General features: G+C 73.4%; 11 protein-coding genes and 1 pseudogene. 7 read left to right on the forward strand and 5 right to left on the reverse strand.

Going from position 1 to position 15,512, the window contains the following annotated elements; genetic code table 11:
- Nucleotides 1-197, reverse strand: a pseudogene (locus V6U82_RS27145) (glycosyltransferase family 4 protein); the annotation flags it as partial.
- A gap of 320 nt (nt 198-517) precedes the next feature.
- Between V6U82_RS27145 and glgX the strand changes: the two are divergent.
- The 3 genes from glgX to treZ are packed head-to-tail and all read left to right on the forward strand — an operon-like array spanning nt 518 to nt 6,672.
- The gene (gene glgX / locus V6U82_RS27150; protein WP_334466016.1) at nt 518-2,638 is read left to right on the forward strand and encodes a glycogen debranching protein GlgX; all 2,121 of its coding nucleotides are present in this window, start codon (nt 518-520) and stop codon (nt 2,636-2,638) included.
- A gap of 3 nt (nt 2,639-2,641) precedes the next feature.
- Nucleotides 2,642-4,942 (forward strand): malto-oligosyltrehalose synthase, encoded by a 2,301-nt coding sequence (gene treY, locus V6U82_RS27155; RefSeq protein WP_334466019.1) that lies wholly within the window; start codon nt 2,642-2,644, stop codon nt 4,940-4,942.
- Nucleotides 4,939-6,672, forward strand: a complete 1,734-nt coding sequence (gene treZ / locus V6U82_RS27160) for a malto-oligosyltrehalose trehalohydrolase (protein WP_334466022.1) — start codon at nt 4,939-4,941, stop codon at nt 6,670-6,672. Before treY ends, treZ begins: the two co-directional genes overlap by 4 nt.
- A 5-nt stretch (nt 6,673-6,677) precedes the next feature.
- Here treZ and V6U82_RS27165 read toward each other — a convergent pair whose 3' ends face one another.
- A complete protein-coding gene (locus V6U82_RS27165; protein WP_334466025.1) occupies nt 6,678-9,494 on the reverse strand; it encodes an AfsR/SARP family transcriptional regulator in 2,817 nt (938 codons plus the stop codon).
- Nucleotides 9,495-9,615: 121 nt separating this feature from the next.
- Nucleotides 9,616-10,236 carry a calcium-binding protein gene (locus tag V6U82_RS27170; protein WP_334466028.1) on the reverse strand — a complete coding sequence of 207 codons (621 nt, stop codon included), beginning with the start codon at nt 10,234-10,236 and terminating at the stop codon, nt 9,616-9,618.
- Nucleotides 10,237-10,472: 236 nt separating this feature from the next.
- Between V6U82_RS27170 and V6U82_RS27175 the strand changes: the two genes are divergently transcribed.
- The gene (locus tag V6U82_RS27175) at nt 10,473-11,120 is read left to right on the forward strand and encodes a maleylpyruvate isomerase family mycothiol-dependent enzyme (RefSeq protein ID WP_334466031.1); all 648 of its coding nucleotides are present in this window, start codon (nt 10,473-10,475) and stop codon (nt 11,118-11,120) included.
- 56 nt (nt 11,121-11,176) lie between these two features.
- Here V6U82_RS27175 and map read toward each other — a convergent pair whose 3' ends face one another.
- Nucleotides 11,177-11,950 carry a type I methionyl aminopeptidase gene (gene map, locus V6U82_RS27180; protein ID WP_334466034.1) on the reverse strand — a complete coding sequence of 258 codons (774 nt, stop codon included), beginning with the start codon at nt 11,948-11,950 and terminating at the stop codon, nt 11,177-11,179.
- A 66-nt stretch (nt 11,951-12,016) separates the two neighbouring features.
- On the opposite strand from map, the gene V6U82_RS27185 reads away from it, so the two are divergent.
- The 3 genes from V6U82_RS27185 to bla all read left to right on the forward strand — a co-directional run bounded on the left by V6U82_RS27185 (nt 12,017) and on the right by bla (nt 13,983).
- A complete protein-coding gene (locus V6U82_RS27185; RefSeq protein ID WP_128136946.1) occupies nt 12,017-12,307 on the forward strand; it encodes a helix-turn-helix domain-containing protein in 291 nt (96 codons plus the stop codon).
- A gap of 47 nt (nt 12,308-12,354) precedes the next feature.
- Nucleotides 12,355-12,963 carry a DUF6518 family protein gene (locus tag V6U82_RS27190; RefSeq protein ID WP_334466038.1) on the forward strand — a complete coding sequence of 203 codons (609 nt, stop codon included), beginning with the start codon at nt 12,355-12,357 and terminating at the stop codon, nt 12,961-12,963.
- 123 nt (nt 12,964-13,086) lie between these two features.
- A complete protein-coding gene (gene bla, locus V6U82_RS27195) occupies nt 13,087-13,983 on the forward strand; it encodes a class A beta-lactamase (RefSeq protein ID WP_334466146.1) in 897 nt (298 codons plus the stop codon).
- Nucleotides 13,984-13,996: 13 nt separating this feature from the next.
- On the opposite strand, the gene V6U82_RS27200 is transcribed toward bla, so the two are convergent.
- The gene (locus tag V6U82_RS27200; protein ID WP_128136943.1) at nt 13,997-15,475 is read right to left on the reverse strand and encodes a glutamate--cysteine ligase; all 1,479 of its coding nucleotides are present in this window, start codon (nt 15,473-15,475) and stop codon (nt 13,997-13,999) included.
- Nucleotides 15,476-15,512 lie beyond the last annotated feature (37 nt).

A 15,512-nucleotide genomic window follows, 5' to 3' on the forward strand; every position in this document is an offset into this window, starting at 1 on the left:
GGCGACCGACAGCGCGTGGACGTGGCGGCCGAGGCCACCGACGAGCACCGGCGGGTACTCCCACGACAGCATCAGGATGCGCCGGGTCCGGGGCCCGGCCCCGGCCGGCGACGGCGGGGCCGGGCGGGAGGTGAGGGTGGGCCGGTGGAGCCGTCCGTCGCGGTGGCGGGCTGAGCGCCGACCCGCAGAGTGGTCACGTCGATCTCCGTCCATGCATGGTGAGGCACGCCGGCATCGGTGGCGGCGACGAGCGGTGGTGGTGAGGGGTGGCCGAACGGCCGGGCGGACCCGCGCGCGCGTGGGCCCGGATCCAGGAAAGTCCATCCGCCGCCGGTCCGCATCTCGAAAAGGGCGATCGTGACGGATGACACCCGAACGTCTGTCCGGACTCAGGAGGGCGGATTCGGTTACGGTCCGAACGGGTGGATTGACGGGGGGTACGACGGGGCATCACCGGCGTGCGCATCGGCGGTGCCCCCTGTCCGATGCGCTCACGATCATGGGCCGAAGGAGCGACATGCAGGTCTGGCCGGGCGAGAGCTACCCCCTCGGCGCCACGTACGACGGGATGGGCACCAACTTCGCGATCTTCTCCGAGGTGGCGGAGAAGATCGAGCTGTGCCTGTTCGACGAGTGGGACATCGGCACCGAGCGCCGGGTGGAGCTGCGCGAGGTCGACGCGTACGTCTGGCACGCCTACATCCCCGGCGTGGAGCCCGGCCAGCGCTACGGCTACCGGGTGCACGGGCCGTGGAACCCGGCCGAGGGGCTGCGCTGCAATCCGCACAAGCTGCTGCTCGACCCGTACGCGAAGGCGGTCGACGGGGAGGTCACCTGGCACCCGTCGGTCTACGACTACGAGGTCGGCGGCGACCCGGACCGGATGAACACCGCCGACTCGGCGCCGTACATGCCGAAGTCGGTGGTGGTGAACCCGTACTTCGACTGGGGCAACGACCGGCCGCCGCGCACCCCGTACCACCACTCGGTGATCTACGAGGCGCACGTGCGCGGCCTGACCATGCGCCACCCGGGCATCCCGGAGGAGTTGCGCGGCACGTACTCGGCGATCGCCTCCCCGGTGATGATCGAGCACTTCAAGCGGCTCGGTGTGACGGCCGTCGAGCTGATGCCGGTGCACGAGTTCGTGCACGACCACCGCCTGGCCGACCTGGGGCTGCGCAACTACTGGGGCTACAACACCATCGGCTTCTTCGCCCCGCACCACGGCTACTCCGCGCTGGGCCGCCTGGGCCAGCAGGTGCAGGAGTTCCGGGGCATGGTCAAGGCGCTGCACGCCGCAGGCATCGAGGTCATCCTCGACGTGGTCTACAACCACACCGCCGAGGGCAACCACCTCGGCCCGTCGCTGAGCTTCAAGGGCATCGACACGCCGAGCTACTACCGGCTCTCCGAGGAAGACCGGCGCTACTTCGTCGACTACACCGGCACCGGCAACAGCCTCAACGTGCGCAGCCCGCACTCGCTGCAACTGATCATGGATTCGCTGCGCTACTGGGTCACCGAGATGCACGTCGACGGCTTCCGGTTCGACCTGGCCGCCACGCTGGCCCGCGAGTTCTACGAGGTGGACCGGCTGTCCACGTTCTTCGAGGTGGTGCAGCAGGACCCGGTGGTCGGCCGGGTCAAGCTCATCGCCGAGCCGTGGGACGTCGGCCCCGGCGGCTACCAGGTCGGCAACTTCCCGCCGCAGTGGACCGAGTGGAACGGCAAGTACCGCGACACCGTACGCGACTTCTGGCGCGGCGAGCCGGCCACGCTCGCCGAGTTCGCCTCCCGCATCTCCGGCTCCGCCGACCTCTACCAGGACGACGGCCGCCGCCCGTTCCACAGCATCAACTTCGTCACCTGCCACGACGGGTTCACCCTGGCCGACCTGGTCTCGTACAACGACAAGCACAACGACGCCAACGGCGAGGACAACCGGGACGGGGAGAGCCACAACCGGTCCTGGAACTGCGGCGTCGAGGGCGAGACCGACGACCCGGGCGTGCTCGCGCTGCGGGCCCGGCAGCGGCGCAACTTCCTGGCCACGCTGATCCTGTCCCAGGGCGTGCCGATGCTCGGCCACGGCGACGAGCTGGGCCGGACCCAGCGCGGCAACAACAACGCCTACTGCCAGGACAGCGAGATCGCCTGGGTGGACTGGGACCGGGCCGACACCGGCCTGCTGGACTTCGTCCGCCGGCTCACCGAGTTCCGCAACCGGCACCAGGTGTTCCGCCGCCGCCGGTTCTTCACCGGCCTGCCGGTGGGCGGCCGGGCCGCCGGCTCCGGGCTGCCGGACCTGGCCTGGTACACCCCGGACGGCCGGGAGATGACCGGCGAGGACTGGGGCAACGACTTCGGCCGCTCGGTGGCCCTGTTCGTCAACGGCGACGGCATCGGCGAACGCGGCCAGTACGGCCAGCGCCACCGGGACAGCTCCTTCCTGCTGCTGTTCAACGCGCACGACGCGCCGCTGGACTTCACGCTGCCCGGCGAGGAGTTCGGCACCCGGTGGGAGCTGGTGATCAGCACCGCGGAACCGGATCCGGAGAAGACGACGCTCGTCGACGCGGGCGGCACGGTCTGCGTGCCGGACCGCTCGCTGCTGGTCCTGGAGAGGACGGCCTGACCGATGTCCCACACCCCCCGCTCGACCTACCGGGTGCAGGTGCGTCCCGGCTTCGACCTGGACGCCACGGCCGAGCTGGCGGGCTACCTCGCCGCGCTCGGCGTCACCCACCTCTACACCGCGCCCCTGCTCACCGCCATCCCCGGCTCCACGCACGGCTACGACGTGGCCGACCACCGCGCGGTCAACCCGCAGCTCGGCGGCGAGCCCGCCCGGGCGCGGCTGGTCCGGGCGCTGCGCGCGGCCGGACTGGGCCTGGTCGTGGACATCGTGCCCAACCACGCCGGGGTGGCCCGCCCCGAGGCCAACCCGGCCTGGTGGGACGTGCTGCGCCGGGGACGCGACTCGGCGTACGCGCGCTGGTTCGACATCGACTGGGACCGCGGTCGGCTGCTGCTGCCGGTGCTCGCCGACACCGCCGACGCGCTCGACGACCTGAAGCTCGTCGACGGGGAGCTGCGCTACCACGAGCACCGCTTCCCGGTCGCCGACGGCACCGGCGACGGGACGCCACGGCAGGTGCACGACCGGCAGCACTACGAGCTGGTGAACTGGCGGCGCGGCGACGCCGAGCTGACGTACCGCCGGTTCTTCGCCGTGTCCGACCTGGCCGGCCTGCGGGTGGAGGACCCGGAGGTCTTCGACGCCACCCACGCGGAGATCCTGCGCTGGGTCGACGCCGGGGAGGTCGACGGCATCCGCGTCGACCACCCGGACGGGCTGCGCGACCCGGCCGGCTACCTGGCCCGGTTGCGCGCCGCCGCGCCGGAGCACTGGCTGGTGGTGGAGAAGATCCTGGAGTACGGCGAGGACCTGCCGGACTGGCCGGTCGACGGCACCACCGGCTACGACGCGCTGGCCGCCGTGTCCGGGCTGTTCGTCGACCCGGACGCCGAACCCGAGTTCACCACGCTCGACGGCCGGCTGACCGGGCGGTACACCTCCTGGGCCGACCTGACGCACGCCACCAAGCTGGAGGCCGCCACCCGGCTGCTCGCCGCCGAGCTGACCCGCCTGGCCGCGCTCGTGCCGGAGCTGCCGGGCGAGCAGGTCCGCGCCGCCCTGGCCGAGCTGGCCGCGTGCTTCCCGGTCTACCGCGGCTACCCGCCCGAGGGCGCCCGCCACCTGGCCGCCGCCCGTAGCGAGGCCGGCCGCCGCCGCCCCGACCTGACCGGCGTGCTGGACGCGGTCACCGCGCGGCTGCGCGACCCCGGCCACGAGCTGGCCGCCCGGTTCCCGCAGCTCACCGGCGCGGTGATGGCCAAGGGCGTGGAGGACACCGCGTACTACCGATGGAGCCGGTTCGTCGCCCTCAACGAGGTCGGCGGCAGCCCGGCCCACTTCGGCGTGCCCCCGGCCGAGCTGCACCGCTTCGCCGCCACCCGGCACGTGCGCTGGCCGGCCAGCATGACCGCGCTCTCCACCCACGACACCAAGCGCGGCGAGGACGTCCGCGCCCGGCTCGCGGTGCTGTCCGAGCTGCCCGGCCGCTGGGCCGAGCGGGTCGCCGACTGGATGTCCCGCGCGCCGCTGGCCGACCCCGCGCTGGCCCACCTGCTCTGGCAGACCGCCGTCGGGGCGTGGCCGATCGAACGGGAACGACTGCACGGGTACGCCGAGAAGGCCGCCCGGGAAGCCTCGGTCACCACCAGCTGGGCCGACCCGGACCCGGCCTTCGAGCACGAGCTGCACGCCCTGGTCGACCGGATGTACGACGACCCGGAACTGCACGCCCAGATCACCGCGTTCGCCGCCGAGATCACCCCGCCCGGCTGGTCCAACGCGCTCGGGCAGAAGCTGGTGCAGCTCGCCATGCCCGGCGTGCCCGACGTCTACCAGGGCACCGAGCTGTGGGAGAACTCGCTCGTCGACCCGGACAACCGGCGGCCGGTCGACTTCGCCGTACGCCGGGACATGCTGGCCCGGCTCGACGCCGGCTGGCGGCCGGCGGTGGCCGGCGACGGCGCGGCCAAGCTGCTCGTGGTGTCCCGGACGCTGCGGCTGCGCCGCGACCGCCCGGACCTGTTCGGCGGCTACCGGCCGGTGCCGGTGCGCGGCCCGGGCGCCGCGCACGCGGTGGCCTTCGACCGGGGCGGCGCGGTCGCGGTGGCGACCCGGCTGCCGCTGCGGCTGGCCCGCTCGGGCGGCTGGCGGGACACGACCGTGTCACTTCCCGTTCATCAGTGCACCGACTTGTTCACCGGGCGGGTCTACAGTGGTTCTGAGCTGCTCCTGGATGATCTGCTGAGCACCTATCCCGTCGCCCTCCTCGCACCCACCGACTCTGTGGAGGCCGCCGCATGACCGAGTTCACGGTGTGGGCGCCCGAGGCCGCGCGGGTGCGGCTGCGCCTGCCCGGCGTCGCCGACCACGCGATGCGTCCCGGGCCGGACGGCTGGTGGCGGGTCGAGGTGCCCGGCGCCGGGCCGGGCACCGACTACGCGTTCCTGCTCGACGACGACGACCAGGCACTGCCCGACCCCCGCTCGGCCTGGCAGCCGGCCGGGGTGCACGGGCCCAGCCGGCTCTACGACCACGCCGCGTTCGGCTGGACCGACGCCGCCTGGACCGGCCGGCAGCTGCCCGGCAGCGTGCTGTACGAGCTGCACATCGGCACGTTCACCCTCCAGGGCACGTTCGACGCGGCGATCGCCAAGCTCGACCACCTGGTCGACCTCGGCGTGGACATGGTCGAGCTGCTGCCGGTCAACGCGTTCAACGGCGACTACAACTGGGGCTACGACGGCGTCTGCTGGTACGCCCCGCACGAGCCGTACGGCGGCCCGGACGGCCTGAAACGGTTCGTCGACGCCGCCCACGCCAAGGGCCTGGGGGTGATCCTCGACGTCGTCTACAACCATTTCGGGCCCTCCGGGGCCTACGCGCCGCGGTTCGCGCCGTACCTCACCGAGCAGAGCAACACCTGGGGCCGCACCGTCAACCTGGACGGCCCGCACTCCGACGGGGTGCGCCGCTACATCGCCGACAGCGTGCTGGGCTGGCTGCGCGACTACCACGTCGACGGGCTGCGGCTGGACGCCGTGCACGCCATGCCGGACGGCCGGGCCGTGCACTGGCTGGAGGAGGTCGCCGCCGAGGTGGAGGCGCTGTCGACACACCTCGGGCGGCCGCTGTCGCTGATCGCCGAGAGCGACCTCAACGACCCGCGCCTGATCACGCCCCGCGAGGCGGGCGGGTACGGCCTGCACGCCCAGTGGAACGACGACGCCCACCACGCGCTGCACACGCTGCTCACCGGCGAGCGGCAGGGCTACTACGGCGACTTCGGCTCCCTGGAATGCCTCACCGACGTGCTGACCGGCGGGTTCTTCCACACCGGCACCTGGTCCAGCTTCCGCGGCCGCAGCCACGGCCGCCCGGTCGACCGGCAGCGCACGCCCGGCCACCGCTTCGTGGCGTACCTGCAGAACCACGACCAGATCGGCAACCGGGCCACCGGCGACCGGATCTCCGCCACGCTGTCGCCCGGCCTGCTGCGGGTCGGCGCGACGCTGCTGATGACCGCGCCGTTCACGCCGATGCTGTTCATGGGGGAGGAGTGGGCGGCCTCCACGCCGTGGCAGTTCTTCACCAGCCACCCGGAGCCGGAACTCGCGGCGGCGGTGGCCACCGGCCGCAGGCGGGAGTTCGCCGGCCACGGCTGGGCCACCGACGACGTGCCCGACCCGCAGGACCCGCAGACGTTCCTGCGGTCCCGGCTGGACTGGGCGGAGCTGGACAAGCCGGAGCACCGCGAGACGTACGACCTGTACCGGCGGCTGATCGCGCTGCGCCGGTCCCGGGCCGACCTGTCCGACCCCCGGCTGGACCGGGTCGACGTACGCCACGGCGACCGGTTCCTGGTGATGCGGCGCGGCGACACGCTCGTGGTGGCGAACCTGGTCGGCCGGGCGCAGCGGATCAACCTGCCCGGGGTGGTACGCCGGGTGCTGCTCGCCACGTCCGAGGGCGTCACGGTCATGCGCGACGGCGTCGAGCTGCCGCCGGAGTCGGCCGCGATCGTGGCGCTCTGACCGTCTCACCGGTGAAGTTTGCGCCCTACCGCCGCTGCGTCGGCGTGACCGAGCTCGTCGAGCAGCGCCAGCGACCGTCGCCAGGCGTCCCGGGCCGCGTCCGGCCGCCCGGCCGCGGCCCACGTGTCGCCGAGGTGGTCCAGCACGATGCCCTCGGCATGCCGGTCACCGATCTCGGCGAACAGGGCGAGAGCCTGGTGGAAACAGTCGACCGCCTGGTCGTACTCGCCGAGGTGGTGGTGGGCGAAGCCGATGCTGTCCCACGTGTTCGCCTGCCCGTACGCGCTCCCGGCCTGCTCGGACAGGGCGAGCGCCCGGCGGCAGAACGTGATCGCGTCGTGGTGCTCGCCGAGCTGCGAGTGGTACCAGCCGATCGCGTTGAGCGCGACCGCCTGCTTGAGCGGGCTCCCGACCCGTTCGTAGAGGGCGAGGCTCCGCCGGGCGTGCGGCAGGGCCTCGCGGGGCCGCCGCTGCCGGTCGTGGAGCATGCTGAGGTCGAAGTGGGTGTGCGCCCGCCCCTCGTCGTCGCCCAGGGCGGCGAACAGGTCCAGCGCCGCGAGCAGGTTGCGCTGCGCCTCGGCGTACCGGCCGAGGTTGGAGCAGGCCCCGGCGAGGAGCCGGTGCGCCTGGGCCTGCGCCGGGCGGTCACCCGAGCGTCCGGTCGCCTCGACCGCCCGGCGGGCCACCGCGGCCCAGTCGTGCCAGTGGCCCTGCCTGTCGAAGTACGTGGCCAGGGTCCACGAGAGCTGCCCGGCAGCGGCGTCGAGGCCGTTGCCGGCCGCGTACTCGATGGTCGCCATGAGCACCTGGTGCTCGCGGGTGAACCAGGCCAGCGCCGCCGCCAGGTCGTCGAGCCGTTCGGCGGTCACCCCCGGCGCGGCGGGGGTGAGGGTCAGCGGGTCGCGCTGCGGGGACAGGAGCAGTGCGGCCGCGTGTGCCGTGTGCAGGTGGTGGTCGACCAGCCGGCACAGCGCGGGCCGGGAACCGGCCCGATCACCTGTCGCCCGCTCGACCGCGAAACTCCGGACCAGGTCGTGCATGCGGTACCGGCCCGCGACGTGCTCCTGCACGAGATGCGCGTCGACCAGCTCGCGCAGCGACGGGCGCAGCTCGTCCGGCGCGCGGGCGGTCAGGCTTGCCACCGCGGCCCGGCTGATGTCCGGGCCCGGGGCGAGGCCGAGCAGCGTGAACACCTCCGCCGCGGCCGGCGTGAGCGCCGCGAGCGAGCGGGACAGCACCACGCGCAGGTTCGTCGTCGCCTCGTCGCCGGCCAGCGCGTCCAGCGGGCGGACCGCCGTGGTCAGCTCCGCCGCGACCGACGACAGCGGGAGGTCGGGGTGAAGCGCCGCACGGGCCGCCACGATCCCGAGCGCCAGCGGCAGACCCCCGCAGAAGCGCATGATGTCCGCGACGGCGTCCGGGTGCCCCGCCACCCGTGCGGCACCCACCTGCCGGACGATCAGCTCGTGGGCCTCGTCGTCGGGCAGCACGTCCAGCGGCAGCGGTCGCGCGCCGTGGGTGGTGACGAGGCCGGCCAGCTGCCGGCGGCTGGTCACCAGGACGGCGCTCGTGGGCGTGCCGGGCAGCAGCGGGATCACGGTGGCGGTGTCGCGGGCGTCGTCGAGGACCACCAGCAGCCGGCGGCCCGCGACGAGCGTGCGGTACAACGACGCCTGGGCGTCCGGGGCGGCCGGTACGCGTGCCGGTTCGACACCGAGCGCCTCGAGGAAGCCGCGCACCGCCGCCGGCCATTCCACCGGTTCCCCGGTCGGGTCGAAGCCGCGCAGGTTGACGTAGAGCTGGCCGTCGGGGAAGCGACCGGCGTTGGCGTGCGCCCACCGCAGGGCCAGCCAGGTCTTGCCGACGCCACCGCCACCGCCGATGGACGAGATCACCACCGGCGATCCGGCGCCGTCCGGGGTTCCCGCGTCGCCGAGCTGCTCGTCGAGGCGCGCGAGCTGGGCGGCCCGGCCGGCGAAGACCCCTGGTGACGCTGGTAGCTGCCGGGGCACGGTGCCCGCATCCCGTGCCGTGCCGGTGGCCGTCGCGCTTGCTTCGTCGCGGGCCGGCGAGTCCGGTGGTGCGATGGCCGCGTCGGCGGTGAGGATCTGCTGGTAGAGCTGCGCCAGCGGCGGGCTGGGGTCCGCACCGACCTCGGCGGCCAGCCGGCGGCGCATCCGGTGGAAGTGTTCGAGGGCGTCGGCCTGCCGCCCGCACCGGTACAACGCGAGCATCGCCTGCGCCGCCAGGCGCTCGTCCCACGGGTGCCTGCTGCTCAGCGCCAGGACGTCGGGGAGAAGGCGGGCGTGCCCGCCGCGCCGCAGGGCGATGTCGTTGCGGTCCAGCGCGGCGGCGAGCCGCTGCCGGTCGAGCGTCTGCCGGTACGCTGCCAGCCACGGCGTGGTCAGCCCGTCGAACGCCTCGCCGCGCCAGAGACCCAGCGCCCGTTCCAGGCAGCTGATCGCTGTCGCGTCGTCCCCGGCGCACCGAGCCTGTTCGGTCAGGTCGCGGAAGCGGTGCAGGTCGACGCGGTCCGGGTCGACGGCGAGCAGATAGCCGGGATGGCGGCGGACGATGCGGACCTCGTCCGCGCCGGCGAGCGCGTGGCGGAGCCGGGACAGGTAGCCACGCAGGGTGGCGGTGGCCCCGTCCGGCACCTCGTCGCCCCAGACCCGGCTGATGAGCTGTCCGGTCGCGACGACACGGTTGGGCTCGACCAGCAGGGCGGCGAGGACGCACTGCTGACGGGCGTGACCGACCCGGACCGCCCGGCCGTCGATCCGGACGTCCAGGTCGCCGAGCACCCGGAACTCCACCGCCACGGACTGTCACGCTAGCCGGGGGCGGTGCTGGTCGGACCGGGCGTGACGACGATCCGACAGGCGGCAGCGCGACGGTCCGCGTACCCGGTCTCCCGGTGCGCGGACCGCCGTGCCGGCGGGATCACGGGCAGTTGATCGGGAGATCCAGGGTGGGCCGGGGGTCGTCGATCACCGCGTCCGGGCCGCAGTCACCGTCGTCCCAGCCGGGGCCGCCGACCAGGGTGTCCACGCCCTTGTCGCCGTAGAGGTGGTCGTCGTTGCTGCCGCCGTCCACGCGGTCGTCGCCGTCCAGTGCGCTGGGCCCGATGAAGCGGTCCCCGTGGATGGTGTCGGCGCCACCGTCACCGTGGAGGTTGTCGTCGCCGAGATCGCCCCAGATGTCGTCGCCGTGAAACCCGCCGTAGACGATGTCGTCGCCGCTGTTGGCCTGGATGTTGTCGCTGCCCTCGAACCCGCAGACGGCGTCGTTGTCGACGCTTCCGACGATGACGTCGGAACCGTTGGTGCCGATGATGAACTCCGGACCGCTCGTGTTGTTGCTGACGTAGAGCCCGCCCGCCGGCACGAACTTCGTGGTGTATCCGGCCGGCACGGGTGCTCCGGAGTAGGGGCCGCAGTCGGCGGGGACGATGTAGGCCGCAGATGCCGGGGTGGCGCCGCCGGGCAGGCCCGCGGCGGTCAGGACGAGTGCACCGACCACCGAGGCGGCGGCACGGGCGGTGGTGAGGTACCTGTGTGACATGACGCTTCTCCCTTGCGGTTGATGTGTGCGAGAAGCGTCACCGGCGAGCGTTCAGCGGACGTGCAGCAAACGTGCAGCCCGCCCATTTTCAGCGTCGATCTTGGAGTTGTGGCGCCTCGAAGGTCGCCGATGTCAGATTTGCGAACCACCACAACTCCAAGATCGGCGGAGCGGGGAGCGGTGAGTTCGTCCAGGCAGCGCGGTCCTACCTCTGACGGCCCGACCCTGGAGGTTTCATGTCCGACACGCTGACCCGCCGCGAGCTGTGGGCGCTCGCGCACGCCGAGCGCGCCGCCCTGGCCGACGATCTCGCCGGGCTCGACGCGGCGCAGTGGGTCCGGCCCTCGCTGTGCAGCCGGTGGTCGGTGGAGGAGACGCTCGCGCACATGACCGCGGCGGCGAGCGTCGGCCGCGCCCGCTGGGTCGCCAGCGTGCTCGGCGCCCGGTTCGACTTCGACCTGCACAACGACCGCCGGCTGGCCGAGCACCGGGGCGCCGACCCGGGGGAGACGCTCGACCGGTTCCGCCGGATCATCGGGAGCACCACGTCGACGTTCGGGCCGACGGAGGCGTGGCTCGGTGAGGTGGTCGTGCACGCCCAGGACATCCGCCGTCCGCTCGGTCTGACACGTACGCCGTCGGTCGAGGCCGTCACGCCGGTCGCCCGGTTCTTCGCCGGCCGGGACTTCACGGTGGCCGGACGCAGCGCGATCGAGGGCCTGCGGGTGGAGGCCATCGACGGGCCCTTCGCCGCCGGCGCCGGCCCGCTGGTCAGCGGCACCACTGTCGCGTTGCTGATGGCGATGGCCGGGCGGGCCGCCTACTGCGACGACCTCACCGGCCCCGGCGTGCCGGCGCTGCGGGAACGCTGCGCGGCCGCGTGAGGACGCGGCGTCGGGCCGGAACGCGGGAGAGCTGCGGACGCCTGCCGCAGCGTCGTTCACGGCTTCGGCAGCGTCAGGATCTCCGCGCCGTCGTCGGTGATGGCGATGGTGTGCTCGCTGTGCGCGGTGCGGCAGCCCGTCGCGCTGCGCAGCGTCCACCCGTCGGCGTCGGTGACCAGCGTGGCGGTGTCCGCCATCACCCACGGCTCCAGGGCCAGCAGCAGCCCGGGACGCAGCGTGTAACCGCGCCCTGGCCGCCCGGTGTTCGACACGTGCGGGTCCTGGTGCATCGTCGACCCGACGCCGTGGCCGCCGAACTCGGTGTTGACCGAGTATCCGGCCTCGGTGAGGACCGAGCCGATGGCGTGCGAGAGGTCGCCGACGCGGGCGCCGGGACCGGCGGCGGCGATCCCGGCGCGCAACGCCCGTTCGGTCGCGTCGATCAGCGCGACGCTCTCCGCGGGCCGGGCGTCACCGACGAGGAAGCTGATCGCGGAGTCGGCTACCACCCCGCCCAGCGAGACGGCCAGGTCGAGGCTCAGCAGGTCGCCGTCGGCGAGCGCGTAGTCGTGCGGCAGCCCGTGCAGCACCGCGTCGTTCACCGAGGTGCAGATGTAGTGGCCGAACGGCCCGCGCCCGAACGACGGCGCGTAGTCGACGTAGCAGGACTGCGCCCCGGCCTCGGCGATCATGCGCTGGGCCTGCCTGTCGATGTCGAGCAGGTTGGTGCCGACAGTGGTGCTGCTACGCAGCGTCTGCAGGATGCGGGCGACCAGGGCGCCGGTGTCCCGCGCCCGCCGGACGTCGGTGGGGCTCAGGATCTCGATCATGCAGGCGCCTTCCTCGCAGAACCAATAAGTATCCCGGTCATGTTATCCCGGTATTAGAATCCTGGCATGGTCAGGTTGCCCCTCACCCCCGCCGAGGTCGAGCGCGGGCAGCGTCTCGGTGTGCTTCTGCGCCGCGCCCGGGGTGAGCGCTCGATGCTGCTCACCGCGCTGGACGCGGGCGTCTCTCCGGAGACGCTCCGGAAGATCGAGTCCGGCCGGGTCGCCACGCCGGCGTTCCCCACCATCGCCGCCATCGCCGACGTGCTCGGCCTCTCCCTCGACGAGGTGTGGTCCGAGATCAACAGGTCCGATGCCGCCGTGCGTCTAGCGCCGTCGGAGCGGCGCCTGGCCTCGTAGCCGCCCTGTCGGCGAGGGGAGCATACCGAGTATGTAAGCTCCCACGCATGCCACCCTCGCGTCGCACCGTCGCCCTCGTCGTCCCCGTCGCCGGTTTCCTGCTCGGCTTCGGAGACTTCGTCTGGATCAAGTGGGTGCCGTTCCCGTTCGCCGAACTCGGCAACTCCACCGCCACCTGGGCGGTCGCCGCGTTCGCGCTGGGCTGGTGGATCCGGTCGGGCGCGGTGCGCGCCGCCGTCGCGGCCAGCGCCCTGCTGATCGTCGCGGTGCCCAGCTACTACCTGGCGGCGACACTGCTCCAGGGCGACGACCTCGCCGTGATCTGGTCGCCCACCTCGATCGTCTGGATGGCGTTCGGCGTGGTGGCGGGCGTGGTGTTCGGCGTCGCCGGCATCTGGGCGCGGACCGAGGGATGGCGGCGCGTCGCCGGGACCGCGCTGCCGGTGGCCGTGTTCGTCGAGGAGGCGTTGCGGTTCGCGCTGAGGTCGCGGTCCGGCTATCCCGGCGCCTGGTGGAACGTGGCGATCGACCTCGCGCTCGCCGCGCTGCTGGTGGTGCTGGTCGGCCGGTCCGCCCGGGTACGGCTGCAGGCCGCCGCGGTGGCACTGCCACTGGCCGCGCTCGGCGCGATCACGTTCTCCGCCGTCGCGGGCTGACCTGCCGCTCGGCCGGCGGGCCACCGGGGCCCGACCGGGATCGGCGACAATGGCCCGAGAACGGCGTGGTCCGGACGGCGGGGGAGGAAACGGGTGATCCGACGGCAGGTGCTCGTGGCGGCGATGCTCACGGCGACGGCTCTGGTGACCGGTTGCACGAAGGATCGGCCCGAAGCCGCGCCTCCTACCGGTGCCCCGGCCACGGCCACGCCGAGCGCCACACCGGACGCCGAGCCGGTCCCCGCGCCTCCGGAACTGGCCGCCCTGGAACGGCGCTCCGGCGCCCGGATCGGCGTCTACGCCGTCGACACCGGCACCGGCCGTACCCTCGCGCACCGCGCCGACGAGCGGTTCGCGTACGCCTCGACGTGCAAGGCGCTCGCGGCGGGCGCGATGCTGGCCGCCACGTCCGACGCCGACCGGGACCGGGTGGTCCGCTACCGGCGGGCGGACCTGATGGCGCACTCCCCGGTGGCCGAACGGCACGTGGAGACCGGGATGACGCTGCGGGACGCCGCCGAGGCGGCGGTGCGGTACAGCGACAACACCGCCGGCAACCTGCTGTTCGACGCGCTCGGCGGTCCGGCCGGCTTCGCGCGGGCGCTGCGGGAGGTGGGCGACCAGGTCACCAGGCCGGTCCGTACCGAACCGGAACTCAACGCGGCCACGCCCGGCGACGAGCGCGACACCAGCACGCCCCGCGCGCTGGCCGGCTCGCTGCGGGCGTACGCGCTGGGTGAGACCCTGCGGCCCGCGGACCGGGACCTGCTGCTCAGCTGGATGCGGGCGAGCACCACCGGGAGCGGGCTGGTCCGGGCCGGCGTGCCGGCCGGGTGGCCGGTGGCGGACAAGTCCGGCACCGGCGGGTACGGCACCCGCAACGACATCGCCGTGGTGTGGCCGCCGGACGGGGCGCCGATCGTGCTCGCGGTCATGACCAGCCGCGACAGCCGCGACGCGAAGCCGGACGACGCGCTGGTCGCCCAGGCCGCCCGGGCGACCGTGACCGCTTTGCGCTGACGGCAGGCCCGGCTCAGGGGATGGGCCACTCGTGCACGGGCCGGTTGCTGTGCATCAGGTCGACGTAGTGGCGGACCACCTCGCGCAGCGCCGCCGGCCGGTCCATGTGGTCGGCCGACTCCAGCCGGTGCAGCGTCTCCACCTGCCACGTCGCGCCGTTGCGGCCGGTCAGGCAGCGCTGCTCGACGATGCCGAGCAGCCGGTCCCGCTCCGCCGGGTCCAGGCCCCACCGGTCCAGCCCGTGGTGGGCCATCGGCAGCAGCCGGCGCAGCACCAGCTCGGTCACCGGCAGGTAGCCCAGCCCGGGCCAGTACACCTGGGCGTCGATGCCGTGCCGGGCGCAGGCGTTGAAGTTCTCCTCGGCCGCGCTGAACGACATCTGCGACCACAGCGGACGGTCGGACTCGGCGAGGGCCCGCACCAGGCCGAAGTAGAACGCGCCGTTGGCGACCGTGTCCAGCACCGTCGGCCCGGCCGGCAGCACCCGGTTCTCCACCCGCAGGTGCGGCCGGCCCTTGAGCACGTCGTAGACCGGCCGGTTCCACCGGTAGATGGTGCCGTTGTGCAGGCGCAGCTCGGCCAGCTTCGGCACCCCGCCGCTGTGCAGCGTGGCCGCCGGGTCCTCCGGGTCGCACACCGGCAGCAGCGCCGGGAAGTAGCGGACGTTCTCCTCGAACAGGTCGAACACCGACGTGATCCAGCGCTCGCCGAACCACACCCGCGGGCGTACGCCCTGGGCCTTGATCTCCTCCGCCCGGGTGTCGGTGGCCTGCTGGAACAGCGGCACCCGGGTCTCGCGCCACAGCTCCCGGCCGAAGAACAGCGGGGAGTTCGCGCCGAGCGCCACCTGGATGCCGGCGATCGCCTGGGCGGCGTTCCAGTAGTCGGCGAACTGCGCCGGGCTGACCTGGAGGTGGAACTGGGTGCTGGTGCACGCGGCCTCGGGCGTGATCGTGTCGGCGGTGGTGGCCAGCCGCTCCACCCCGCTGATCGCGATCGGCAGGTCCTCGCCGCGGGCGGCGAAGATCTGCTCGTTGAGCAGCGCGTACCGGGGATTGGCCGACAGCGTCTCGGCGGTCAGGTGCTCCGGGCGCAGCGTCGGCAGGATCCCGACCATCACCATGTGCGCGCCCACCGTGCGGGCCTTCTCCTCGGCGGCGTTCAGGCTGGCCCGCACGTGCTCCTCGAACGCCGCGGTGCCGGTGCCGGCGAGCCGCCGCGGCTCGACGTTGATCTCCACGTTGAACTGGCCCAGCTCGGTCTGGAACGCCGGGTCGGCGATCGCCTCCAGCACGTCGGCGTTGCGCATGGCCGGGTCGAAGCCGTCGTCGACCAGGTTCAGCTCGATCTCCAGGCCGGTCATCGGCCGCTCCACGTCGAACCGGGACTCGCGCAGCATCTCGGCGAACACGTCCAGGCACCGCCGGACCTTCTCGCGATAGCGGGCCCGGTCCTCCCGGCTGAAGGTACGCACGCCGACGTCCTCGCCCATGGTCACCACCCTGTCACCGTTGGTTCTCCCCAACCTC

The sequence above is a fragment of the Micromonospora sp. CPCC 205554 genome, assembly GCF_036902745.1.
Lineage (GTDB): Bacteria > Actinomycetota > Actinomycetes > Mycobacteriales > Micromonosporaceae > Micromonospora > Micromonospora tulbaghiae.